29 protein-coding genes are annotated in these 22748 nt (G+C 64.4%); all 29 read right to left on the minus strand.

Annotated features, from left to right (window positions below):
- Positions 1-19 precede the first annotated feature (19 nt).
- A complete protein-coding gene (gene infA, locus AB8M85_RS01370; RefSeq protein WP_068731548.1) occupies positions 20-241 on the minus strand; it encodes a translation initiation factor IF-1 in 222 nt (73 codons plus the stop codon).
- Positions 242-436: 195 nt separating this feature from the next.
- Positions 437-1267, minus strand: a complete 831-nt coding sequence (map, locus tag AB8M85_RS01375; RefSeq protein WP_372696980.1) for a type I methionyl aminopeptidase — start codon at positions 1265-1267, stop codon at positions 437-439.
- Positions 1268-1388: 121 nt separating this feature from the next.
- Positions 1389-1964 carry an adenylate kinase gene (locus AB8M85_RS01380; RefSeq protein ID WP_372696981.1) on the minus strand — a complete coding sequence of 192 codons (576 nt, stop codon included), beginning with the start codon at positions 1962-1964 and terminating at the stop codon, positions 1389-1391.
- On the minus strand, positions 1961-3265 hold the full coding sequence (gene secY, locus AB8M85_RS01385) for a preprotein translocase subunit SecY (protein ID WP_372696982.1): 1305 nt from the start codon (positions 3263-3265) through the stop codon (positions 1961-1963). Before secY ends, AB8M85_RS01380 begins: the two co-directional genes overlap by 4 nt.
- A gap of 242 nt (positions 3266-3507) precedes the next feature.
- The gene (gene rplO, locus AB8M85_RS01390) at positions 3508-3963 is read right to left on the minus strand and encodes a 50S ribosomal protein L15 (protein WP_372696983.1); all 456 of its coding nucleotides are present in this window, start codon (positions 3961-3963) and stop codon (positions 3508-3510) included.
- A gap of 2 nt (positions 3964-3965) precedes the next feature.
- A complete protein-coding gene (gene rpmD / locus AB8M85_RS01395; protein ID WP_372696984.1) occupies positions 3966-4172 on the minus strand; it encodes a 50S ribosomal protein L30 in 207 nt (68 codons plus the stop codon).
- A 3-nt stretch (positions 4173-4175) separates the two neighbouring features.
- Positions 4176-4886, minus strand: a complete 711-nt coding sequence (rpsE, locus tag AB8M85_RS01400) for a 30S ribosomal protein S5 (RefSeq protein ID WP_372696985.1) — start codon at positions 4884-4886, stop codon at positions 4176-4178.
- Positions 4883-5254: a 50S ribosomal protein L18 gene (gene rplR / locus AB8M85_RS01405; RefSeq protein ID WP_372696986.1), complete on the minus strand. Its 372-nt coding sequence runs from the start codon at positions 5252-5254 to the stop codon at positions 4883-4885. Before rplR ends, rpsE begins: the two co-directional genes overlap by 4 nt.
- A gap of 2 nt (positions 5255-5256) precedes the next feature.
- Positions 5257-5793: a 50S ribosomal protein L6 gene (gene rplF, locus AB8M85_RS01410; protein WP_372696987.1), complete on the minus strand. Its 537-nt coding sequence runs from the start codon at positions 5791-5793 to the stop codon at positions 5257-5259.
- Between the two features lie 18 nt (positions 5794-5811).
- Positions 5812-6210, minus strand: a complete 399-nt coding sequence (gene rpsH, locus AB8M85_RS01415; RefSeq protein WP_343900011.1) for a 30S ribosomal protein S8 — start codon at positions 6208-6210, stop codon at positions 5812-5814.
- A gap of 62 nt (positions 6211-6272) precedes the next feature.
- Positions 6273-6842, minus strand: a complete 570-nt coding sequence (gene rplE / locus AB8M85_RS01420; protein WP_372696988.1) for a 50S ribosomal protein L5 — start codon at positions 6840-6842, stop codon at positions 6273-6275.
- Positions 6842-7204 (minus strand): 50S ribosomal protein L24, encoded by a 363-nt coding sequence (gene rplX / locus AB8M85_RS01425; protein ID WP_372696989.1) that lies wholly within the window; start codon positions 7202-7204, stop codon positions 6842-6844. The genes rplE and rplX overlap by 1 nt, the downstream gene beginning before the upstream one ends.
- A gap of 2 nt (positions 7205-7206) precedes the next feature.
- Positions 7207-7575 (minus strand): 50S ribosomal protein L14, encoded by a 369-nt coding sequence (rplN, locus tag AB8M85_RS01430; RefSeq protein WP_372696990.1) that lies wholly within the window; start codon positions 7573-7575, stop codon positions 7207-7209.
- A 395-nt stretch (positions 7576-7970) separates the two neighbouring features.
- Positions 7971-8261 (minus strand): 30S ribosomal protein S17, encoded by a 291-nt coding sequence (gene rpsQ, locus AB8M85_RS01435; RefSeq protein WP_343900016.1) that lies wholly within the window; start codon positions 8259-8261, stop codon positions 7971-7973.
- The gene (gene rpmC / locus AB8M85_RS01440) at positions 8261-8578 is read right to left on the minus strand and encodes a 50S ribosomal protein L29 (RefSeq protein ID WP_372696991.1); all 318 of its coding nucleotides are present in this window, start codon (positions 8576-8578) and stop codon (positions 8261-8263) included. The genes rpsQ and rpmC overlap by 1 nt, the downstream gene beginning before the upstream one ends.
- Positions 8579-8580: 2 nt before the next feature.
- On the minus strand, positions 8581-8997 hold the full coding sequence (rplP, locus tag AB8M85_RS01445; RefSeq protein WP_372696992.1) for a 50S ribosomal protein L16: 417 nt from the start codon (positions 8995-8997) through the stop codon (positions 8581-8583).
- Complete coding sequence (gene rpsC, locus AB8M85_RS01450; protein ID WP_372696993.1) at positions 8998-9816, minus strand: 30S ribosomal protein S3; 819 nt, start codon at positions 9814-9816, stop codon at positions 8998-9000.
- The gene (gene rplV / locus AB8M85_RS01455) at positions 9817-10182 is read right to left on the minus strand and encodes a 50S ribosomal protein L22 (RefSeq protein WP_372696994.1); all 366 of its coding nucleotides are present in this window, start codon (positions 10180-10182) and stop codon (positions 9817-9819) included.
- Positions 10183-10238: 56 nt separating this feature from the next.
- Positions 10239-10520: a 30S ribosomal protein S19 gene (gene rpsS / locus AB8M85_RS01460; RefSeq protein WP_309851676.1), complete on the minus strand. Its 282-nt coding sequence runs from the start codon at positions 10518-10520 to the stop codon at positions 10239-10241.
- 12 nt (positions 10521-10532) lie between these two features.
- Positions 10533-11372: a 50S ribosomal protein L2 gene (rplB, locus tag AB8M85_RS01465; RefSeq protein WP_372696995.1), complete on the minus strand. Its 840-nt coding sequence runs from the start codon at positions 11370-11372 to the stop codon at positions 10533-10535.
- Between the two features lie 29 nt (positions 11373-11401).
- Positions 11402-11707: a 50S ribosomal protein L23 gene (gene rplW / locus AB8M85_RS01470; RefSeq protein WP_372696996.1), complete on the minus strand. Its 306-nt coding sequence runs from the start codon at positions 11705-11707 to the stop codon at positions 11402-11404.
- Complete coding sequence (gene rplD, locus AB8M85_RS01475) at positions 11704-12309, minus strand: 50S ribosomal protein L4 (RefSeq protein ID WP_372696997.1); 606 nt, start codon at positions 12307-12309, stop codon at positions 11704-11706. The genes rplW and rplD overlap by 4 nt, the downstream gene beginning before the upstream one ends.
- A 3-nt stretch (positions 12310-12312) precedes the next feature.
- On the minus strand, positions 12313-12963 hold the full coding sequence (gene rplC, locus AB8M85_RS01480; RefSeq protein WP_372696998.1) for a 50S ribosomal protein L3: 651 nt from the start codon (positions 12961-12963) through the stop codon (positions 12313-12315).
- Positions 12964-12981: 18 nt separating this feature from the next.
- On the minus strand, positions 12982-13290 hold the full coding sequence (gene rpsJ, locus AB8M85_RS01485; protein WP_013349689.1) for a 30S ribosomal protein S10: 309 nt from the start codon (positions 13288-13290) through the stop codon (positions 12982-12984).
- Positions 13291-13901: 611 nt separating this feature from the next.
- Positions 13902-15092, minus strand: a complete 1191-nt coding sequence (gene tuf / locus AB8M85_RS01490; RefSeq protein ID WP_372696999.1) for an elongation factor Tu — start codon at positions 15090-15092, stop codon at positions 13902-13904.
- A 232-nt stretch (positions 15093-15324) separates the two neighbouring features.
- Positions 15325-17439 carry an elongation factor G gene (gene fusA / locus AB8M85_RS01495; RefSeq protein WP_372697000.1) on the minus strand — a complete coding sequence of 705 codons (2115 nt, stop codon included), beginning with the start codon at positions 17437-17439 and terminating at the stop codon, positions 15325-15327.
- Between the two features lie 84 nt (positions 17440-17523).
- Positions 17524-17994: a 30S ribosomal protein S7 gene (gene rpsG, locus AB8M85_RS01500; protein WP_372697001.1), complete on the minus strand. Its 471-nt coding sequence runs from the start codon at positions 17992-17994 to the stop codon at positions 17524-17526.
- On the minus strand, positions 17994-18368 hold the full coding sequence (rpsL, locus tag AB8M85_RS01505) for a 30S ribosomal protein S12 (RefSeq protein ID WP_372697002.1): 375 nt from the start codon (positions 18366-18368) through the stop codon (positions 17994-17996). Before rpsL ends, rpsG begins: the two co-directional genes overlap by 1 nt.
- Positions 18369-18835: 467 nt before the next feature.
- Entirely contained in the window at positions 18836-22726 is a 3891-nt protein-coding gene (locus tag AB8M85_RS01510; RefSeq protein WP_372697003.1) for a DNA-directed RNA polymerase subunit beta', read from the minus strand.
- Positions 22727-22748: the final 22 nt, after the last annotated feature.

The following is a 22748-nucleotide window of genomic DNA, read 5'->3' on the forward strand; positions in this document are numbered from 1 at the left end:
ACCGGTGACGCGGAAGTCACTACTTGTAGCGGTAGACGATTCGTCCGCGATTGAGGTCGTACGGGCTGAGTTCCACCACTACGCGGTCCTCCGGGAGGATCCGAATGTAGTGCTGACGCATCTTGCCCGAGATAGTGGCAAGGACCACGTGTCCGTTCGGCAGCTCAACGCGGAACATCGCGTTGGGAAGTGCTTCCGACACGGTGCCTTCTACCTCGATGACACCCTCTTTCTTGGCCATATCCTCCGCTAACGTTTGTGCCGGTCGCAGTTGCTTCCGGCGTGTATGTTCGTGGTTGACGAGCGCCCGTGCCCGGCAGCCGGATCAACCGGTGGTTCTTTTGGGCACAAACGTAGAGACAACCAACAAGCAATCCTACGCGGTGGATCCCGTTAAGCGAAATCCGCGAGACGTCCTGGGCCGGCGCCAGCGGCCCTAACCCTGGAGCGGCGAGGGGGTGATGCCGAACGGCGCCAGACCGGCGGCACCGCCGTCATGGGCCGTCAGCACCCAGATGCCGCCCAGGTGCACCGCCACGGTGTGTTCCCATTGCGAGGCCCGCGAGCCGTCGGTGGTGACCACCGTCCAGTCGTCGTCCAGGACGCGGGTCTCGATCCCGCCGCGGACCAGCATCGGTTCGATGGCCAGGCACATGCCGGCCTTCACCCGGGGCCCACGGTGGCCCGTGCGGTAGTTCAGGACATCGGGCGCCTGGTGCATCTCGGTGCCGATGCCGTGGCCGACGTAGTCCTCCAGGATGCCCAAGGGTGCGCCCTCGCGTGAGGAAACGAAGTCGTCGATTGCCTCGCCGATTTCGCCGACGAAGCGGGCCGTGGCCAAGGCGGCGATGCCGTGCCACATGGCGGCCTCGGTGGTCTCCGAGAGGCGCTGGTCCTCGGGATCCGGGCTTCCCACCAGAACGGTGCGGGCCGAGTCGGCGTGCCACCCCTCGATGATGGCACCCCCGTCGATCTTGAGGACGTCGCCGTCGGCCAAGACGTAGTCGGAGGGGAACCCGTGGACGACCTGGTCATTCACGGAGGCGCAGATCGTCGCCGGGAACCCGTAGTAGCCCTTGAAGTTCGAGGTGGCCCCGTGCTTGTCCAGCACCGCCTCGAACACCGCGTCGATCTGGGCGGTGGTCGTGCCGATCTGGGCCGAGGCCACGGCAGCGTCCAGGGCCTCGGCCAGCACCAATCCCGCCGCGCGCATCTTGAGGATCTGCGCCGTGGATTTGTACTCGATCTTGGGCTGGCCGAATGCCATGCGGGATTCCTTCTGTTCGGTGTTCGTTCTGCTGGTGGCCGGGTGGCCGGGATCGGGGAACGGCACGACGGCCGCCACGCGCTGGTTCGCGCGATGACGGCCGTCGGCTTCCGGGTGGTGGCTAGGCCGCGGTTCCCTCGAGGGCGCCAAGGACCCGTTCGGTCACCGCGTCGATGTCGCCGAGTCCGTCGACGTGGCGCACGATGCCCCGCTCCAGGTACCGGTCGACCACGACCTGGGTCTGCTGTTCGTACACGTCGAGGCGGTGCCTGATGACTTCCTCGGTGTCGTCGGCCCGGCCCTCGATCTCCGCGCGCTTGAGCAGGCGTGCCACGAGCTCGTCCTGGTCCGCCGTCAGCTGGAGTACGACGTCGAGGGAGGTTCCGTCCTCCTCCAGGATTGCGTCCAGCTCGTCCACCTGGGCCGCGGTGCGGGGGTAGCCGTCGAGCAGGAAGCCCTCCGCCACATCCTCCTGCTTCAGCCGGTCGCGGACCATGCGGTTGGTGACCGAGTCGGGAACGTAGTCCCCGGCGTCCATGTACTGCTTGGCCTCCACGCCCAAAGGCGTGCCGCCCTTGACGTTGGCGCGGAAGATGTCGCCGGTGGAGATGGCCACGATCCCGAGGCGATCCGAAATGCGTGCGGCCTGGGTTCCCTTGCCCGAACCGGGCGGGCCAACGATCAAGAGTCTGGTCATCGCAGAAGTCCTTCGTAGTGTCGCTGTTGCATCTGTGCATTGATCTGCTTGACCGTCTCAAGTCCCACACCGACCATGATGAGGACGGAGACGCCACCGAACGGGAAGTTCTGGTCGGCCTTGATCAGGACGAACGCGATCAGTGGCGTCAAGGCGATAAGGCCAAGGTAGATGGCCCCGGGGAACGTGATGCGGCTCAGCACGTAGGACAGGTAGTCCGCAGTGGGTTTGCCGGCACGGATGCCCGGGATGAATCCACCATACTTCTTCATGTTGTCCGCGACCTCGGTCGGGTTGAATGTGATCGCCACGTAGAAGTATGTGAAGAAGATGGTCAGGAGCAGGTAGACCGCCATGTACAGGGGGCTGCTGCCGTTGAAATGGGCTTGGATCCAGACCGCCCAGTCCGGCAGGGAGCCATCGGGCCGCATGTTGAACTGGACCAGCATCTGCGGCAGGGCGAGCATCGAGGAGGAGAAGATCACGGGGATGACCCCGGCCATGTTCACCTTGATCGGGATGTAGGTCGAGCTCCCGCCGACAGTCCGCCGGCCGACCATGCGCTTGGCGTACTGGACCGGGACGCGACGCTGGGATAGTTCGACGAAGACCACCAGTGCCACGACGCACAGCCCGATCAGGATCACCCCGGTGAACACTCCCCAGCCCTGGGTGCGGGCGATGGCGCCCATGGAAGCGGGGAACCCGGAGGCGATGGAGACGAAGATCAAGATGGACATGCCATTGCCGACGCCCTTTTCCGTGACCAGTTCGCCGAGCCACATGATCAGGCCCGTGCCGGCCGTTAGGACGATGACCATCAACAGGATGTGCACGATGCTCTGGTCCGGGATGATCGGCAGCGCGCAGCCCTGGAAGAGATTGCCGCTACGTGCCAGCGATACCAGGGTCGTGGCCTGCAGCAGTCCCAGGGCGATGGTGAGGTAGCGCGTGTACTGCGTCAGGGTCGACTGCCCGGAGGCGCCTTCCTTGTGCAGCTCTTCGAAACGGGGAATCACCACGCGCAGCAGCTGGACGATGATCGACGCGGTGATGTACGGCATGATGCCCAGGGCAAAGACCGAAACCTGGAGCAGGGCACCGCCGCTGAACAGGTTCACGAACTGGTACAGCCCCCCAGACGTGTTGCCCATCGCGAGGCACTGTTGGACGTTGCCGTAGTCGACCCCTGGCGCGGGGATGTAGACGCCGAGACGATAGATGGCAATGATGCCGAGCGTGAACAACAACTTTCGTCGCAGGTCAGGCGTCCGGAATACCCGGGCAATGGCGCTGAGCAAGCGTCCTCCTGGAAGGTGTGGTTTCGGCCTGATGCCGGAATGGACTTCTGAGAGTCTACCGGTTGTCGGGGCTCTTCGAAGCAGTGGGTGTGGTGGCGGACACCGGCGGGCGTGCCGGAATCCCCCAGCCAGGCGGCAGAGGTGGCCCGCAGCCCGGTGGCGGGACGCGAAAGGTCCCCACCGTTCCGGGACGCGCCCGGACGTTGGGGACCTTTCAGCTGTGCCGTGGTGTCACGGTGACCTTAGAGCGAGGCCACCGAACCGCCGGCAGCGGCGATCTTTTCCGCAGCGGACGCCGAGAAGGCGTCGGCCTTCACGTTGACCTTGACGGTGATGTCGCCGGACCCCAGGACCTTGACGGGCTGGTTCTTGCGAACGGCGCCCTTCTCGACCAGGTTCTCGACCGTGATGTCGCCGCCCTCGGGGAACAGTTCCGAGATCTTGTCCAGGTTCACGACCTGGTACTCGACGCGGAACGGGTTCTTGAAGCCGCGCAGCTTCGGCAGGCGCATGTGCAGCGGCAGCTGCCCGCCTGCGAAGCCGGCCTTGACCTGGTAACGGGCCTTGGTGCCCTTGGTGCCGCGGCCTGCGGTCTTGCCCTTGGACGCCTCACCGCGACCCACGCGGGTCTTGGCGGTCTTGGCGCCTTCGGCCGGGCGCAGGTGGTGTACCTTGAGTGCCTTTTCGATCTTGGCCATGATTACTTCGCCTCCTCAACCTTTACGAGGTGCGGAACCTTGTTGACCATGCCCACGGTCACGGGATCTGCTTCACGGACCACGGTGTGGCCGATCCGCTTCAATCCCAGTGAACGCAGGGTGTCGCGTTGGTTCTGCTTGCCGCCGATGACGGACTTGGTCTGGGTGATTGCCAGCTTTGCGTTGCTCGGGACAATGTTCTTCGCCACAGCCTACGCACCTGCCTTCTGGTTGATCGTACGCAGCATCTGGGCCGGCACGACTTCATCCATCGGCAGGCCACGACGAGCCGCAACGGATGCGGGCTCTTCAAGTGCCTTCAACGCCGCCACGGTGCCGTGGACGATGTTGATCTGGTTGGCGGAACCCATGGACTTCGAGAGGACATCGTGGATGCCGGCGCACTCGAGGACGGCACGCACCGGACCGCCGGCGATAACGCCGGTACCCGGGGAAGCCGGACGGAGCAGCACGACGCCGGCGGCGGCCTCACCCTGCACCAGGTGCGGGATGGTGGAGCCGACACGCGGGACGCGGAAGAAGGACTTCTTCGCTTCCTCGACGCCCTTGGCGATGGCCGCGGGAACTTCCTTGGCCTTGCCGTAGCCGACGCCGACCATGCCGTTGCCGTCGCCTACCACCACGAGGGCGGTGAAGCTGAAGCGGCGACCGCCCTTGACGACCTTGGAGACGCGGTTGATGGTCACCACGCGCTCAAGGAACTTGTCCTTGTCGTCATTGCGGCTGTCACGGGAATCGCGGCCGCGGCCACGCCCCTCGCCCCGGCCACGGCCTTCGCCGCGCCCACGGTTGTCACCGCGGTTGTCGTTGCGGCGACCGCCGGAGGTGTTCTCCGTGGTGCTCGCAGCTGCCTCAGTGGCTTCAGACACCTGAGTTTCCTTCTCGTTAGTAGCTTCGCTCACAGTGCCAGCCCACCTTCCCGCGCGCCGTCGGCTACCGCGGCCACTCGGCCGTGGTACTTGTTTCCACCGCGGTCGAAGACCACGGACTCGATGCCGGCTGCCTTGGCGCGCTCGGCGACGAGCTCGCCAACGCGCTTGGCCTTGGCGGTCTTGTCACCGTCGAAGGAACGCAGGTCGGCTTCCATCGTCGAACCCGATGCCACGGTGATGCCCTTGCTGTCGTCGACAACCTGGACGAAGACGTGGCGGGACGAGCGGTTGACGACCAGGCGCGGACGGAGGCCCGTGCCCGTGATGCGCTTGCGGACGCGCAGGTGGCGGCGACCGCGAGCGGCGGCCTTGCTCTTACCCTTGATTGAAAGAGCCATGTTTACTTACCAGCCTTTCCGACCTTGCGGCGGATAACTTCGCCTTCATAGCGGATGCCCTTGCCCTTGTAGGGATCCGGCCGACGGAGCTTGCGGATGTTGGCGGAAACCTCGCCAACCTGCTGCTTGTTGATGCCCGAGACGACCACCTTGTTGTTGCCCTCGACGGCGAGCGTGATGCCTGCCGGAGCCTCAACGAGCACGGGGTGCGAGTAGCCCAGAGCGAACTCCAGGTTGGCGCCCTTGGCCAGCACGCGGTAACCGGTGCCGTGGATTTCGAGCTTCTTGGAGTACCCCTCGGTGACGCCGGTGATCAGGTTCGAGATCAGGGTGCGGGTCAGGCCGTGCAGCGACCGCGATTCGCGCTCGTCGTTCGGCCGGGACACGGTGAGGGTGTTCTCCTCGAGTGCGACCGTGATCGGTGCGGGTACGGTGAGGCTGAGCTCGCCCTTCGCGCCCTTCACGGAGACCTCGGAGCCGTTGACCTTCAGGTCGACGCCGGCAGGGATAGTGATTGGAAGACGTCCAATACGTGACATGGTGCTTCTTCCTTCCCGTTACCAGACGTAGGCGAGGACTTCCCCACCTACACCCTTCTTGGCTGCCTGGCGGTCCGTCAGGAGACCCGAGGACGTGGACAGGATGGCGATGCCGAGTCCACCAAGGACGTGCGGCAGGTTGGTGGACTTCGCGTAAACGCGCAGGCCCGGCTTGGAAATGCGGCGGACGCCAGCGATGGAACGCTCACGGCTCGGACCGAACTTCAGGTTGATGGTCAGCTTCTTGCCTACCTCGGCGGCCTCTTCGACGAAGTCGCCGATGTAGCCTTCCGCCTTAAGGATCTGGGCAACGCGCACCTTCAGCTTGGAAGACGGCATGGACACGGTGTCGTGGTATGCCGAGTTCGCGTTGCGCAGACGAGTCAGCATGTCTGCGACAGGGTCTGTCATTGTCATTTGGGCTAAGGCCCTTCCTCGCTACGGTTTCCGCGCTCGCGCGGACCTGTAACGTAGTTGATCTAGTTGTCGGTCTTGAACGGGAAGCCCAGTGCCTTCAGGAGCGCACGGCCTTCTTCGTCGGTCTTGGCGGTGGTCACCACGGTGATGTCCATGCCACGGACGCGGTCAATCTTGTCCTGGTCGATCTCGTGGAACATTGCCTGCTCCGTCAGACCGAAGGTGTAGTTGCCGTTGCCATCGAACTGCTTGCCGTTCAGGCCGCGGAAGTCGCGGATACGCGGCAGGGCCAGGGTCACCAGGCGGTCGACGAATTCCCACATGCGGTCGTTGCGCAGCGTGGCGTGGGTGCCGATCGGCATCCCCTCGCGCAGCTTGAACTGGGCAATCGACTTGCGGGCCTTGGTCACCAGCGGCTTCTGGCCGGTGATGGCCGTGAGGTCGCGGACGGCGCCTTCGATGAGCTTGGAATCCTTGGCTGCCTCGCCAACGCCCATGTTCACGACGACCTTGACCAGGCTCGGAACCTGCATGGGGTTCGTGTAGCTGAACTCGGCCTGCAGGGCTTCGCGGATCTCCGAGGCGTACTTGGCCTTCAGGCGCGGCTGAACCTTTACTGCTGCTTCAGTCATTAGAGTGCCTTTCCGGAAGCCTTGGCGTAGCGAACACGCACCGTCTTCGTCACGCCGTTCTTTTCCACGGTTTCCTCGCGGAAGCCAACACGGGTCGGCTTCTTCGACTCGGGGTCGATGACCGCGACGTTCGAAACGTGGATGGGAGCCTCGACGACCTCGATGCCTCCGGTGGAGGCACCGCTCTCGGTCTGGCCGGCCCGGGTGTGCTTGGTGACGCGGTTGATGCCCTCGACGAGCACGCGGTTGGCCTCGGGGAACACCTTCAGGACCTTGCCCTGCTTGCCGCGGTCTCCGCCGCGTTCGGCCTTGGCGCCGGTGATGACCTGGACCAGGTCGCCCTTCTTGATCTTTGCGCCCATGGTTACAGCACCTCCGGAGCCAGCGAAACGATCTTCATGAACTTCTTGTCGCGAAGTTCACGACCGACGGGACCGAAGATACGGGTACCACGCGGCTCGGTGTCCGCCTTGAGGATGACCGCTGCGTTCTCGTCGAACTTGATGTAGGAACCGTCGACGCGGCGACGTTCCTTCTTGGTGCGGACGATGACGGCCTTGACCACATCGCCCTTCTTGACGTTTCCGCCAGGGATTGCATCCTTGACGGTGGCGACGATGACGTCGCCGATGCCTGCGTAGCGACGTCCGGATCCACCGAGAACACGGATGGTAAGGATTTCCTTAGCACCGGTGTTGTCAGCCACCTTGAGTCGCGACTCCTGCTGAATCACTTTCAACTCCTGTCGTCTCGCCGGTTCTCCCAGGGAGCCTTGCGGAACGGATATGGTCCATCTGCGGCGCTCGCTTACCCCCATCTCCAAACAGGTGGGATTCACGGGGAATCTTGCTGCTGCTGGGGAGACCGGGCCGAGGCGTATGCCGCAGAGCCGTGCCGAGCGCCGGTCCCGGATCGAGCCGGGCCGCGCACGAATGCCTGCAACGAAGGTGGATAGTCCCCGCCGCAGAGCGCACAGACACATCAGTCTACGCCAAGAGTGCGCCACGGGCCAATCGCATGATATGGGGCCGCCCCTCCCCCGGCACGGAAAAAGCACGACGCCGGTGCACTCCCCCACGGGGGCCTGCACCGGCGTCGTGCCGAGATCCTTCCGGGATCGGGAGGTGGCTACTTGGCCTTCTCCACGATCTCGACCAGGCGCCAGTTCTTGTCCTTCGACAGGGGCCGGGTCTCCGCGATGATGACCAGGTCGCCGATGCCGGCGGTGTTGGTCTCGTCGTGGGCCTTGATCTTCTTGTTGCGACGCATCACCTTGCCGTAGAGGGCGTGCTTCACACGGTCCTCCACGTCGACGACGATGGTCTTTTCCATCTTGTCGGAAACCACGTACCCGCGAAGGGTTTTGCGGTAACCGCGAGCTTCTGCTGCTTCAGCCACTGCGTTCTCCTTCTCGCTCATTACTTGGCTTCCTCAGTTGCTTCGTCGGCTTCTGCCTTCTTCGAGGACTTCTTGGCCTTCTTGTCGGCCTTGGGTTCCTCGACGACGGCGGTGACCTCCGGGCGAATGCCCAGCTCGCGTTCGCGCAGCACCGTGTAGATGCGGGCGATGTCGCGCTTGACCGACTTCAGGCGGCCGTGCGACTCGAGCTGTCCGGTGGCGGACTGGAAGCGCAGGTTGAACAGCTCTTCCTTGGCCTTCTTCAGCTCTTCGACCAGTCGGGCGTTGTCAAAACCGTCCAGCTGTTCGGTGGCGAGATCCTTGGATCCAATTGCCATTCCTATTCACCACCCTCACGACGCACGATGCGTGCCTTCAGCGGCAGCTTGTGGATCGCCAGGCGCAGGGCCTCGCGAGCTACCTCATCGGTAACACCGGAGAGTTCGAAGAGAACCCGGCCCGGCTTGACGTTTGCAACCCACCACTCCGGCGAGCCCTTGCCGGAACCCATGCGGGTTTCGGCGGGCTTCTTGGTCAGCGGGCGGTCCGGATAGATGTTGATCCAGACCTTGCCGCCACGCTTGATGTGGCGGGTCATGGCGATACGGGCTGCTTCGATCTGACGGTTGGTCACGTAGGCCGGGGTAAGGGCCTGGATGCCATAGTCACCGAAGGAGACCGTGGTGCCGCCGCTTGCAGCGCCCGTGCGGGACGGGTGGTGCTGCTTGCGGAACTTCACTCGGCGTGGGATAAGCATTTAAGCCTGTCCTCCTTCTGCGGCCGCCGGAGCCTGGGCTGCCGGGGCAGCCCCGGTTGCCGGAGCACCGGTATTGCGGTCGTTACGACGACGGCGGTCGCCGCCGGCTGCGGGACGCCCACCGGGGCGGTCGCCACGGCCGCGAGCCGGGGCCGCGGCGTTCTGTGCAGCAAGTTCCTTGCTGGTCAGGTCGCCCTTGTAGATCCAGACCTTCACGCCGATGCGGCCGAAGGTGGTCTTGGCCTCGAACTTGCCGTAGTCGATGTTCGCACGCAGGGTGTGCAGCGGCACACGGCCTTCGCGGTAGAACTCCTTGCGGGACATTTCCGCCCCGCCCAGGCGACCGGCGCACTGGACACGGATGCCCTTGGCTCCGGCGCGCATGGCCGACTGCATGGCCTTCTTCATCGCGCGGCGGAAGGCCACGCGGGAAGCAAGCTGCTCGGCGATGCCCTGGGCAACCAACTGCGCCTCGATCTCGGGGTTCTTGACCTCGAGGATGTTCAGCTGCACCTGCTTGCCGGTGAGCTTCTCCAGCTCGCCACGGATGCGATCGGCTTCGGCGCCGCGGCGGCCGATGACGATGCCCGGACGGGCGGTGTGGATGTCAACGCGGACTCGATCGCGGGTGCGCTCGATCTCCACCTTGGCGATGCCGGCCCGCTCCATGCCCGTGGTCATCAGCTCGCGGATCTTGACGTCCTCGCGAACGAAGTCCTTGTAGCGCTGACCGGGCTTGTTGCTGTCGGCGAACCAGTGCGAGACGTGGTCCGTGGTGATGCCGAGACGGAACCCGTTCGGGTTGATCTTCTGTCCCATTTACTTTTCCCCACCCTTCTCCGGGGTTGAAACAACCACGGTGATGTGGCTGGTGCGCTTGTTGATGCGGTACGCGCGGCCCTGGGCACGCGGCTGGAACCGCTTCATGGTCGCACCCTCGTCAACGAAGGCTTCGCTGATGAACAGCTCGTCCTCGTTGAACGCAACACCGTCACGGTCTGCGGCGACCCGGGCATTTGCCACGGCCGACGCCACTACCTTGAATACCGGCTCCGAAGCACCCTGCTGGGCAAACTTCAGAATCGCCAGAGCCTCATTCGCTTGCTTGCCACGAACAAGGTCGACGACGCGCCGGGCCTTCATAGGCGTTACGCGGATATGGCGCGCAATTGCCTTGGCTTCCATTGCTTTCCTTCTCTCGTCTATCGAAGAAGTGCTAAGCACTCGCTCACCCTCGCGGGTTAGCGGCGCTTGCCCTTCTTGTCGTCCTTCACGTGGCCGCGGAAAGTCCGCGTGGGAGCGAATTCGCCGAGCTTGTGCCCGACCATCGACTCGGTGACAAACACCGGGATGTGCTTGCGTCCGTCATGTACGGCGATCGTGTGCCCGAGCATGTCGGGGACGATCATCGAACGGCGGGACCACGTCTTGATGACGTTCTTGGTGCCCTTTTCGTTCTCAGCAGCAACCTTTACGTAGAGGTGCTGATCGACGAAGGGGCCTTTCTTCAGGCTGCGTGGCATGTTTCCAGGCTCCTATCGCTTGTTCTTGCCAGTACGACGGCGACGCACGATGAGCTTGTCGCTTTCCTTGTTCGGACGGCGGGTGCGGCCTTCCGGCTTGCCGTTCGGGTTGACCGGGTGGCGACCGCCACTCGTCTTGCCCTCGCCACCACCGTGCGGGTGGTCGACGGGGTTCATGACCACACCACGCACGGTCGGGCGGACGCCCTTCCAGCGCATGCGGCCGGCCTTGCCCCAGTTGATGTTCGACTGCTCGGCATTGCCGACCTCGCCGATGGTGGCACGGCAACGCACGTCGACGTTCCGGATTTCACCGGACGGCAGGCGGAGCTGCGCGAAGCGGCCCTCACGTGCGACCAGCTGGACCGAGGCGCCAGCGGAGCGGGCCATCTTGGCACCGCCACCGGGACGAAGCTCCACTGCGTGGATCACGGTACCGACCGGGATGTTGCGCAGCGGCAGGTTGTTGCCCGGCTTGATGTCGGCGTTTGCGCCGGCTTCGACCGAGTCACCCTGGGAGAGCTTGTTCGGGGCGATGATGTAACGCTTGGTTCCATCAATGTAGTGCAGCAGCGCAATGCGGGCGGTGCGGTTCGGGTCGTACTCGATGTGAGCGACCTTTGCCGGCACGCCGTCCTTGTCATGACGACGGAAGTCGATCAGACGGTACTGGCGCTTGTGTCCACCACCCTTGTGACGGGTGGTGATCTTGCCGGAGTTGTTGCGTCCGCCGGTCTTGGAGAGCGGGCGGAGCAGCGACTTTTCCGGGGTAGTCCGGGTAATTTCTGCGAAGTCGGCTACGCTCGAGCCGCGCAGGCCCGGGGTAGTCGGCTTGTACTTGCGGATTGCCATGTTTTATTCCTCGTTAAAGTGGTCTCCGCTTAGGAAAGCGGACCGCCGAAGATGTCGATCGTGCCTTCTTTAAGGGAGACGATCGCACGCTTGGTAGCTTTGCGGGCTCCCCATCCGAAGCGGGTGCGCTTGCGCTTACCTGCACGGTTGATGGTGTTGACGGAGTCAACCTTGACGGAGAAGATGCTCTCCACTGCCAGCTTGATTTCCGTCTTGTTCGAGCGCGGGTCGACCAGGAAGGTGTACTTGCCTTCGTCGATCAGGCCGTAGCTCTTTTCCGAAACGACCGGCGCCAGGATGACGTCGTGCGGGGACTTGGAGAAGGTGGCGCTCACTTGGCGTCCTCCTTGGTGACCAGGGCATCGAATGCGGCCTTGGTGAACACGACATCGTCGGCGACCAGAACATCGTAGGTGTTCAGCTGGTCGACGTAGAGTGCGTGGACATCCACGAGGTTGCGCACGGACAGTGCTGCAACGTCGTTGGCGCGGTCGATGACTACGAGCAGGTTCTTGCGCTCGGTGAGAGCGCGCAGAGTGGACAGCGCCTCCTTGGTGGACGGCGTGGTGCCGGCAACCAGGTTCTCGATCACGTGGACGCGATCGTGGCGGGCGCGATCAGAGAGGGCTCCGCGCAGGGCGGCGGCCTTCATCTTCTTGGGGGTGCGCTGCGAGTAATCGCGGGGCGTCGGCCCGTGGACCACGCCACCACCGGTCATGTGCGGAGCGCGGATGGAGCCCTGACGGGCCCGGCCGGTGCCCTTCTGCTTGAACGGCTTGCGGCCTGCACCCGAAACCTCGGCGCGGGTCTTGGTCTTGTGCGTACCCTGGCGGGCGGCAGCAAGCTGTGCCACGACGACCTGGTGCAGCAGCGGAACGTTGGTCTGAACGTCGAAGATCGAAGCGGGAAGCTCGACCTTGAGTGCGGTGTTGGCCATTGCTTATGCTCCCTTCACGGCGGTGCGCACGAGCACGACACGGCCGCGGGCGCCCGGTACGGCACCCTTGATCAGCAGGAGGTTCTTCTCGGCGTCCACGGCGTGAACCGTGAGGTTCATCGTGGTCACGCGCTCGGCTCCCATGCGACCAGCCATGCGCTGGCCCTGGAAAACGCGTCCGGGGGTGGAAGCTCCACCGATGGAACCGGGCTTACGGTGGTTCTTGTGGGCACCGTGCGAGGCGCTGACACCGGCGAAGCCGTGACGCTTCATGACACCGGCGAAGCCCTTGCCCTTGGACTTGCCCACGACGTCGACCTTCTGGCCGGCCTCGAAGAGATCCACGGACAGTTCCTGGCCCAGGTTGTACGTCTCGGCATCCGCGGTGCGCAGCTCGACCACGTGGCGGCGCGGGGTGACCCCGGCGGCCTCGAAGTGGCCGGCCAGCGGCTTGGTGACCTTGCGCGGATCGATCTGGCCGTAGCCGATCTGAACGGCGGAGTAGCCGTCGCGGTCCGCGTTGCGGAGCTGCGTCACGACATTGGGGTCCACCTGCACGACAGTGACGGGGATGAGGTTGTGGTTCTCGTCCCAGACCTGGGTCATGCCGAGCTTCGTGCCCAGCAGGCCCTTCACATTACGGGTTGCGGTCATAGTTTCTCAGCACCTCCCCTAAAGCTTGATTTCGATGTTGACGTCCGCCGGCAGGTCGAGACGCATCAGCGAATCAACAGCCTTCGGGGTCGGATCGACGATGTCGATCAGACGCTTGTGCGTGCGCATTTCGAAGTGCTCACGGCTGTCCTTGTACTTGTGGGGCGAACGGATCACGCAGTACACGTTCTTCTCCGTCGGCAGCGGCACGGGGCCGACTACGGTTGCGCCTGCGCGCGTGACCGTCTCAACGATCTTCCGGGCAGAAACGTCAATGACCTCGTGGTCATACGACTTCAGCCGGATGCGGATTTTCTGTCCCGCCATGGCGTCATGCCTCTTTCTAAGTAGCACTCTCTGTACAGTTACTGTGCACTAACGGGTCCTTGCGGACCGGCACACTTCGCACGAGCTGAATCCGGGCAATCCCGGGTTCCTCACCTCGTCGAAGCTCCGACCCCCGCGGTCGGGCGTGTCGCCTTGAATCGGCTACACAACCCTGAGGATTGGGGGCGGGTCATATTTGGGCCCCGCAGTTTCCGTCGTATCCGCCCCTGCCCCGGGCATTATCCCGGGCGGGACGCAATCTCGGTCGAAACCGGCCCCGGCTCCGGTATCGGCGAACCGATCGGCGAGCACAAGGCACAAAGAGGCGCTTGAACAACTTATCCAGTGTGTCAGACCCGGTGCTCTTTTGCCAAACGCCGGCTCCCCCGAGGTGTCCAAGAACACGGCTGGCGCCTTCCCCGGCCCGCGGAGGTGGCCAGCGCGGACGGAGACCGCACACTTCCCCCGCCGGAACAAACCGCGCGCCAGCCGTTCCGGGGCAGCCCACCTCGACGGGTACGGAGCGTCGCGGGGGGCCGGGGCACGAAAAAGCCCCGTCGTGGACACGACGGGGCTTTTCCTGACCTACAGGTCAGATCATCAGGTAGATGCTACTTGGTGATCTTGGTGACGCGGCCCGAGCCAACGGTGCGGCCACCCTCGCGGATGGCGAAGCCGAGGCCCTCTTCCATGGCGATGGGCTGGATCAGCACAACGCTCATTTCGGTGTTGTCGCCGGGCATGACCATCTCGGTGCCCTCGGGCAGGGTGATGACGCCGGTAACATCCGTGGTGCGGAAGTAGAACTGCGGGCGGTAGTTCGAGTAGAACGGGTTGTGGCGTCCGCCCTCATCCTTGGACAGGATGTAGACGTTGGCCTCGAACTCGGTGTGCGGGGTGATCGAACCCGGCTTGACGACAACCTGGCCGCGCTCGACATCTTCGCGCTTGATGCCGCGGAGCAGCAGGCCACAGTTCTCGCCGGCCCAGGCCTCGTCGAGCTGCTTGTGGAACATCTCGATGCCGGTGACCGTGGTCTTCTGGACCGGGCGGATGCCGACGATCTCGACCTCGGAGTTGATGCCCAGGGTGCCACGCTCGGCGCGGCCGGTGACGACGGTGCCACGACCGGTGATCGTGAAGACGTCCTCGATCGGCATCAGGAACGGCTTGTCCTTGTCGCGGACCGGGTCCGGGATGAACTCGTCGACGGCTTCCATCAGGTCCTCGACGGACTTGACCCACTGCGGGTCGCCTTCCAGGGCCTTGAGGCCGGAGACGCGGACCACGGGGGCGTTGTCGCCATCGAATTCCTGCGAGGACAGAAGTTCGCGAACTTCCATCTCCACGAGGTCGAGGAGTTCCTCGTCCTCGACCATGTCGGACTTGTTCAGGGCCACCAGCAGCGTCGGGACCCCGACCTGGCGGGCCAGCAGAACGTGCTCGCGGGTCTGGGCCATCGGGCCGTCGGTCGCTGCAACCACGAGGATCGCACCGTCCATCTGGGCGGCACCGGTGATCATGTTCTTGATGTAGTCAGCGTGACCCGGAGCATCGACGTGCGCGTAGTGGCGCTTTTCCGTCTGGTACTCGATGTGGGAGATGTTGATCGTGATACCGCGCTGGCGCTCTTCCGGGGCAGAGTCAATCGCCGCGAAGTCACGCTGGTCGTTGAGATCGGGGTACTTGTCAGCAAGCACCTTCGAAATGGCAGCCGTCAACGTCGTCTTACCGTGGTCAACGTGACCGATGGTGCCGATGTTAACGTGCGGCTTAGTCCGCTCGAACTTTGCCTTCGCCACAGGTTCCTCCTAGAACGTTTTTCAGAAGACTTACCCCGCCTGCGCGGTTCGCAGGCGAAACTCAATCAAGTCTACTGTGGGCTTGTTTACTTTTTGAAATTGCGGTTTCCGTCCGGCTCCGCTACGGGAACCCTTCGTTCGCCTGGGGAGGCCGGCCGGACATCCCTGCCCGGCCGGCAAACCCGGTGCCGCTTACCTTTCGGTCCGCGACCAGTCTAATTCCCTGCGGAGACTACTCGCCGCGGGACTTCTGGATGATCTCCTCGGCAACTGCCTTGGGGACCTCGGAGTAGCTGTCGAAGGTCATCGAGTACACCGCACGGCCCTGGGTCTTGGACCGCAGGTCGCCAATGTAGCCGAACATCTCCGAGAGCGGAACGTTGGCCTTGACGACCTTCACGCCTGCCGCGTCCTCCATCGACTGGATGGAGCCACGGCGGGAGTTCAGGTCGCCGATGACATCGCCCATGTACTCCTCGGGGGTACGGACCTCAACGGCCATCAGCGGTTCCAGGATGACCGGGTTGGCGCGACGGGCGCCTTCCTTGAACACCTGGGAACCGGCGATCTTGAACGCCATTTCGGACGAGTCGACGTCGTGGTAGGCGCCGTCAAGCAGCGTGGCCTTCACGCCGACCATCGGGTAACCGGCCAGCACGCCGAACTGCATGGCGTCCTGGATGCCCGAATCCACCGAGGGGATGTACTCGCGCGGGATGCGTCCACCGGTGACGGCGTTCTTGAATTCGTAGAACACGCCCTCCGAGGTGTCCAGCGGCTCGAAGGCCACCTGGACCTTGGCGAACTGGCCCGAGCCACCGGTCTGCTTCTTGTGCGTGAAGTCGACCTTGTCGACGGCCTTCTTGATCGTCTCGCGGTAGGCAACCTGGGGCTTGCCCACGTTGGCCTCGACGCGGAACTCGCGCTTCATGCGGTCCACCAGGATGTCCAGGTGGAGCTCGCCCATGCCGCCGATCTCGGTCTGGCCGGTGTCCTCGTTCAGCGACACGGTGAACGTGGGGTCCTCGGCCGAGAGCTTCTGGATGGCCGTGGAGAGCTTCTCCTGGTCACCCTTCGTCTTCGGCTCGATGGCCACGAAGATCACCGGATCCGGGAAGGACATCGACTCGAGCACGATCGGTGCATCGATCGCTGAGAGGGTGTCACCGGTGGTGGTGTCCTTCAGGCCGATCGCGGCGTAGATGTGCCCGGCGTGGGCCTCCTCCACAGGGTTCTCCTTGTTGGCGTGCATCTGGAAGAGCTTTCCGATGCGCTCCTTCTTGCCCTTGGTGGTGTTCATCACCTGGAGGCCGGAGGAGGCCTTGCCGGAGTAGACGCGGATGAAGGTCAGCTGCCCGAAGAACGGGTGCGCCGCGATCTTGAACGCCAGCGCGGAGAACGGCTCGTCCTCGCTCGGCTTGCGCGTCATCTCGGTTTCCTCGTTGCGCGGGTCGTGCCCGATCATCGGGGGAACGTCCAGCGGCGAGGGCAGGTAGGACACGACGGCGTCGAGCATCGGCTGCACGCCGCGGTTCTTGAATGCGGAACCGCAGAAGACCGGGTAGGCCTCGGAGTTGACGGTCATCTTGCGGATGCCGGCGACCAGTTCCTCGTTGGTGATTTCTTCACCTTCGAGGTACTTCTCCATCAGCTCGTCGGAGGACTCGGAAACGTCCTCGACCAGCTTGGCGCGGTATTCCTCGGCCTTGGCCTGCAGGTCCTCGGGGATCTCGCGGGTCTCGTAGGCGGCGCCCATGGTCACATCGCCCTTGGCGTCGCCCGGCCACACGAGGGCCTTCATCTTGATGAGGTCCACGACACCGACGAAGTCGTTCTCGGCACCGATCGGCAGCTGCATGACCAGCGGCTTGGCGCCCAGGCGCTTCACGATCGTGTCGACCGTGTAGTAGAAATCAGCGCCCAGCTTGTCCATCTTGTTGACGAAGCAGATGCGCGGGACATCGTACTTGTCGGCCTGGCGCCAGACGGTCTCGGACTGCGGCTCCACGCCTTCCTTGCCATCGAAGACGGCAACGGCGCCGTCGAGCACGCGCAGTGCGCGCTCGACCTCGACGGTGAAGTCAACGTGGCCGGGGGTGTCGATGATGTTGATCTGGTTGTTGTCCCAGAAGGAGGTCACGGCGGCCGACGTGATCGTGATGCCGCGTTCCTTCTCCTGCTCCATCCAGTCAGTCGTCGATGCGCCGTCGTGCGTTTCGCCGATCTTGTGGTTCACACCCGTGTAGAACAGGATGCGTTCCGTAGTAGTGGTCTTACCGGCATCGATGTGCGCCATGATGCCGATGTTGCGGACCTTCGTGAGGTCGGTGAGCACGTCCTGTGCCACGTTGTCTCCCTTTTTCTGTGGTGTCCTGCACGACGACGGTGGGGCACCTGGGGTGCCCCGCCCCGCCGTCGCGCATGAGGCCTGTTACCAGCGGTAGTGGGCGAATGCCTTGTTGGATTCGGCCATCTTGTGAGTGTCCTCGCGACGCTTCACAGCGGCACCCAGACCGTTCGACGCATCCAGGACCTCGTTCATGAGGCGCTCGATCATCGTCTTCTCGCGGCGGGCCTTCGAGTAGCCCACGAGCCAGCGCAATGCCAGCGCGGTGGCGCGGCCCGGCTTGACCTCGATCGGCACCTGGTAGGTGGCGCCGCCGACGCGGCGGGACTTGACCTCGATGGCCGGGCGGACGTTGTCCATGGCCTTCTTGAGGGTGACCACCGGATCGGAGTTGGTCTTGGCCTGGACACCTTCGAGGGCACCGTAGACGATGCGCTCGGCGGTGGACTTCTTGCCATCGACCAGGACCTTGTTGATCAGCTGGGTGACAAGCGGGGATCCGTAGACGGGATCGGAAACGAGGGGGCGCTTGGGCGCCGGACCCTTACGAGGCATTACTTCTTCTCCTTCTTGGCACCGTAGCGGGAGCGGGCCTGCTGGCGGTTCTTCACGCCCTGCGTATCGAGTGCGCCGCGGACGATCTTGTAGCGGACGCCCGGGAGGTCCTTCACGCGGCCGCCGCGGACGAGCACGATGGAGTGCTCCTGCAGGTTGTGGCCGACACCGGGAATGTAGGCGGTGACTTCGACGCCACCGGCCAGGCGCACGCGGGCAACCTTTCGCAGCGCGGAGTTCGGCTTCTTCGGCGTGGTGGTGTACACGCGGGTGCACACGCCACGGCGCATCGGGTTGCCCTTCAGGGCAGGGGCCTTGGTCTTGTTGACCTTCGGCGAGCGGCCCTTGCGGACCAACTGCTGAATAGTAGGCACTTTCGTGTCCTCCGGTTTCTTGGTTCTGCTGCGCCCGAGCCCCACATGCGGCTGGCGGACACTGCGCTTTTGGTCGTTTCATCGCACCGCTTGCGGAATCGACCGTAGGCGTGCAAAAGTGTGGCATTTGTTGCGCAAGTTCCCCGCAACCCGGACCGTGTCCATTTGCCACACATAAAAACAATTACCCATATCCTACCACGCTCCCGGCGCCCCGATATCCGGGTACTGCCCCTGCCGGGCCATGCGGCGAACGGCGACCGCGGGCCACCACCTCTCCCCTGGCGGCAGGCGGGCAGCGCAGGCATCGAAGGATGAGGGCGGCGAACGGGCAGAAAAGTGGACAAGTCCCCCAGGGGCACTATCTACCGAGTTGGGCGGCGGCCCCTCAAGCCGCCGGAACGCCGATGGCCGGCCTCCCCGGAGGGGAAGCCGGCCATCGTGTGGATCAGCCGATCAGGCAGCGACTAGCGGAAGTCGTTCCCGAGATCGTAGTCATCCATCGGGATGGCGTGGAACTCGGGGCTCATCCCCGGCTCGACTCCTTCATAGTCGAAGCCCGTGAAGGCGCTCGGACCGGTGAAGAGGTTGGCCTTGGCTTCCTCGGTGGGCTCGACCGTGACCTGCGTGTAGCGGTCCAGGCCGGTGCCGGCCGGGATCAACTTACCGATGATCACGTTCTCCTTCAGGCCGAGCAACGGATCCGACTTGCCTTCCATCGCCGCCTGCGTCAGGACACGCGTGGTCTCCTGGAAGGACGCCGCGGAGAGCCATGAATCCGTAGCCAGGGAGGCCTTGGTGATGCCCATGAGCTCGTCACGACCCGATGCCGGAGTCTTCCCCTCGGAAACCGCCTTGCGGTTTTCGCTGGTGAAGCGGCTGCGATCGGCCAGCTCGCCGGGCAGCAGACCCGTGTCGCCGGACTCGATGACCGTGATGCGGCGCAGCATCTGGCGGACGATGACCTCCACGTGCTTGTCGTGGATGCCCACACCCTGGGACTGGTAGACGTCCTGGACTTCGCGGACCAGGAACTTCTGGGCCTCGCGCGGTCCGAGGACACGCAGGACCTGCTTCGGGTCGATGGCACCGGCGACCAGCTGCTGCCCGACGGCGACGGAATCGCCATCGGCCACCAGCATGCGTGCACGACGCAACACCGGGTAGGCGATCTCCTCGGAGCCGTCATCGGGGGTGATGACGATCCGCAGCTGCTTCTCGGCGTCCTCGATGGTGACGCGTCCGGCAACCTCGGAGATCGGGGCGACACCCTTGGGGGTGCGGGCCTCGAAGAGCTCCTGGATACGGGGCAGACCCTGGGTGATGTCCTCTGCGGAGGCGACACCACCGGTGTGGAAGGTACGCATCGTCAGCTGGGTACCGGGCTCGCCGATGGACTGGGCGGCGATGATGCCAACGGCCTCGCCGATGTCCACGGTCTTGCCCGTGGCCAGCGAACGGCCGTAGCACAGCGCACACGTTCCGACTGCGGACTCGCAGGTCAGCACGGAGCGGACCTTGATCTCCTGGACGCCCGCCGCGAAGAGCTCGTCGATGAGGACGTCGCCCACGTCGGAGCCGGCCTCGGCCAGCACCTTGCCCTCGGCGTCGACGACGTCGACGGCCAGAGTACGGGTGTAGGCGGAGTTCTCCACCGTCTCGTGCATCCGCACGGTGCCGATCTCGTCGACGTAGGCGATCGGCACGGTCAGGCCGCGCTCGGTGCCGCAGTCGGCCTCGCGGACGATGACGTCCTGCGAGACGTCGACCAGACGACGGGTCAGGTAACCCGAGTTGGCGGTCTTCAACGCGGTATCCGCCAGGCCCTTACGGGCGCCGTGCGTGGCGATGAAGTACTCGAGCACGGACAGGCCCTCACGGTAGGAGGACTTGATCGGGCGCGGGATGATCTCGCCCTTCGGGTTGGACACCAGGCCACGGATACCCGCGATCTGACGCAACTGGAGCCAGTTACCACGGGCCTTGGAGGTCACCATGCGGTTGATGGTGTTCAGTTCCTCCATGCCGGCGCGCATGGCCTCGGCCACCTCGTCGGTCGCCTTGGTCCAGATGTCGATCAGCTCGGAACGGCGCTCGTCATCGGCGATCAGGCCCTTGTCGAATTGCGACTGGACCTTCAGTGCCTGCTCCTCGTAGGGGGCCAGGATGGCGGCCTTGTCCATGTTCGAGGTGATGTCCGAAATGGCCACCGTGATGCCCGACCGCGTCGCCCACTTGAACCCGGCATCCTTCAGGTTATCCAGCGTCGCCGCCGCAATGACCTTCGGGTAGCGCTCGGCCAGGTCGTTGACGATGTCGGAGAGCGCGTCCTTGCCGGCCACGCGGGCAACCCAGGGGTAGTCCGCCGGCAGCGTCTCGTTGAACAGGACCTGGCCCAGGGAGGTGTCGACGAGGGCCGGAGTGCCCTCTTCCCAATCCTCGGGAGCAGGCTGTTCGTCGGAGGGCACGAAGCCCTCCACACGGATCTTCACCGGCGCGTTCAGGTGCAGGTCGCCACGGTCCATCGCCATGAGCGCCTCGGACACCGAGCTGAAGGCGTGGCCGTCTCCGGCCTCCCCCGGGCGCTTGGTGGTCAGGTGGTGCAGGCCGATGATCATGTCCTGGGACGGCAGCGCCACGGGGCGGCCGTCGGAGGGCTTGAGGATGTTGTGGCTCGAGAGCATCAGGATGCGTGCCTCGGCCTGGGCCTCGGGGCTCAGCGGCAGGTGGACTGCCATCTGGTCGCCATCGAAGTCGGCGTTGAACGCGGCGCAGACGAGCGGGTGCAGCTGCAGGGCCTTGCCCTCGACGAGCTGCGGCTCGAACGCCTGGATGCCCAAGCGGTGCAGGGTGGGTGCACGGTTGAGCAGCACCGGGTGTTCGGTGATGATCTCCTCGAGCACGTCCCAGACCTGCGGACGGTAGCGCTCGACCATGCGCTTGGCGCTCTTGATGTTCTGCGCGTGGTTGAGGTCTACCAGGCGCTTCATCACGAACGGCTTGAACAGCTCCAGTGCCATCTGCTTCGGCAGGCCACACTGGTGCAGCTTCAGCTGCGGGCCGACGACGATGACCGAACGGCCGGAGTAGTCCACGCGCTTGCCGAGCAGGTTCTGGCGGAACCGGCCCTGCTTGCCCTTGAGCATGTCGGAGAGCGACTTCAGCGGGCGGTTGCCCGGTCCGGTGACCGGGCGGCCGCGACGGCCGTTGTCGAACAGCGAGTCAACGGCTTCCTGGAGCATGCGCTTTTCGTTGTTCACGATGATCTCGGGGGCCCCGAGGTCCAGCAGCCGCTTCAGGCGGTTGTTACGGTTGATCACGCGGCGGTACAGGTCGTTGAGGTCGGAGGTGGCGAAACGGCCACCATCGAGCTGGACCATGGGGCGCAGTTCCGGCGGGATCACCGGGACGGCGTCCAGCACCATGCCCATGGGGCTGTTGGACGTGGTCAGGAACGCGTTGACGACCTTCAGGCGCTTCAGGGCACGGGTCTTGCGCTGGCCCTTGCCGTTCTTGATGATGTCGCGCAGCAGCTCGGCCTCGGCGTCCATGTCGAAGGACTCCAGGCGCTTCTGGATGGCTTCGGCGCCCATGCAGCCTTCGAAGAACAGCCCGTACTTCTCGCGCAGCACGCGGAAGAGGCCCTCGTCGCCCTCGAGGTCGGCGACCTTGAGGTTCTTGAAGCGGTCCCAGACCTGCTCGAGGCGTTCGATCTCGGCGTCTGCACGCTTGCGCACCTGGGCCATGGTCTTGTCCGCGAGGTCGCGGGCCTTCTTCTTGTCGGCGGCTTTGGCGCCTTCGGCCTCGAGCTTGGCGAGGTCGTTCTCCAGGTCGCGGGCAATGGCCGCGATGTCGGAGTCGCGGTTGTCGACGAGCTGCTTGCGCTCGACGTCGTGCTGGGCCTGCAGGTTCGGCAGCTCGGCGTGGCGGCGCTCCTCGTCGACCGAGGTGATCATGTAGGCGGCGAAGTAGATGACCTTCTCGAGGTCCTTCGGCGCCAGATCCAGCAGGTAGCCCAAGCGCGAGGGGACGCCCTTGAAGTACCAGATGTGGGTGACGGGTGCGGCGAGCTCGATGTGGCCCATCCGCTCGCGGCGCACCTTGGCGCGGGTCACCTCGACGCCGCAGCGCTCACAGATGATGCCCTTGAAGCGCACGCGCTTGTACTTGCCGCAGTAGCACTCCCAGTCCCGGGACGGACCGAAGATCTTTTCGCAGAAAAGGCCGTCCTTCTCGGGCTTCAGGGTGCGGTAGTTGATGGTTTCCGGCTTCTTGACCTCGCCGAAGCTCCAGTCGCGGATCTCTTCCGCGGTGGCCAGGCCGATGCGCATGGTGCCGAATGAGGATTCGCTGGACATGTGGTCCCTGTCTCTCTCTTGT

It is taken from the genome of Arthrobacter sp. JSM 101049 (assembly GCF_041679245.1).
Classification (GTDB): Bacteria; Actinomycetota; Actinomycetes; order Actinomycetales; family Micrococcaceae; genus Arthrobacter_H.

Coding starts and splice junctions, on each gene's coding strand:
- rplO (WP_372696983.1), bottom strand. CDS start 3,963: ATGGCCAAGATCGAAAAGGCACTCAAGGTACACCACCTGCGCCCGGCC.
- rpsS (WP_309851676.1), bottom strand. CDS start 10,520: ATGCCACGCAGCCTGAAGAAAGGCCCCTTCGTCGATCAGCACCTCTAC.
- AB8M85_RS01380 (WP_372696981.1), bottom strand. CDS start 1,964: ATGACCAGACTCTTGATCGTTGGCCCGCCCGGTTCGGGCAAGGGAACC.
- rpsJ (WP_013349689.1), bottom strand. CDS start 13,290: ATGGCGGGACAGAAAATCCGCATCCGGCTGAAGTCGTATGACCACGAG.
- rplC (WP_372696998.1), bottom strand. CDS start 12,963: ATGACCGCAACCCGTAATGTGAAGGGCCTGCTGGGCACGAAGCTCGGC.
- rplP (WP_372696992.1), bottom strand. CDS start 8,997: ATGCTTATCCCACGCCGAGTGAAGTTCCGCAAGCAGCACCACCCGTCC.
- rplF (WP_372696987.1), bottom strand. CDS start 5,793: ATGTCACGTATTGGACGTCTTCCAATCACTATCCCTGCCGGCGTCGAC.
- rpsC (WP_372696993.1), bottom strand. CDS start 9,816: ATGGGACAGAAGATCAACCCGAACGGGTTCCGTCTCGGCATCACCACG.
- map (WP_372696980.1), bottom strand. CDS start 1,267: ATGGCATTCGGCCAGCCCAAGATCGAGTACAAATCCACGGCGCAGATC.
- rpmC (WP_372696991.1), bottom strand. CDS start 8,578: ATGGCAATTGGATCCAAGGATCTCGCCACCGAACAGCTGGACGGTTTT.
- AB8M85_RS01510 (WP_372697003.1), bottom strand. CDS start 22,726: ATGTCCAGCGAATCCTCATTCGGCACCATGCGCATCGGCCTGGCCACC.
- rplV (WP_372696994.1), bottom strand. CDS start 10,182: ATGGAAGCCAAGGCAATTGCGCGCCATATCCGCGTAACGCCTATGAAG.
- rplB (WP_372696995.1), bottom strand. CDS start 11,372: ATGGCAATCCGCAAGTACAAGCCGACTACCCCGGGCCTGCGCGGCTCG.
- rpsQ (WP_343900016.1), bottom strand. CDS start 8,261: ATGAGCGAGAAGGAGAACGCAGTGGCTGAAGCAGCAGAAGCTCGCGGT.
- infA (WP_068731548.1), bottom strand. CDS start 241: ATGGCCAAGAAAGAGGGTGTCATCGAGGTAGAAGGCACCGTGTCGGAA.
- rplR (WP_372696986.1), bottom strand. CDS start 5,254: ATGGCTCTTTCAATCAAGGGTAAGAGCAAGGCCGCCGCTCGCGGTCGC.
- rplD (WP_372696997.1), bottom strand. CDS start 12,309: ATGGCCAACACCGCACTCAAGGTCGAGCTTCCCGCTTCGATCTTCGAC.
- rpsG (WP_372697001.1), bottom strand. CDS start 17,994: ATGCCTCGTAAGGGTCCGGCGCCCAAGCGCCCCCTCGTTTCCGATCCC.
- rplE (WP_372696988.1), bottom strand. CDS start 6,842: ATGACTGAAGCAGCAGTAAAGGTTCAGCCGCGCCTGAAGGCCAAGTAC.
- rpsH (WP_343900011.1), bottom strand. CDS start 6,210: ATGACAATGACAGACCCTGTCGCAGACATGCTGACTCGTCTGCGCAAC.
- rplX (WP_372696989.1), bottom strand. CDS start 7,204: ATGGGCGCAAAGATCAAGAAGGGCGACCTGGTCCAGGTCATCACCGGC.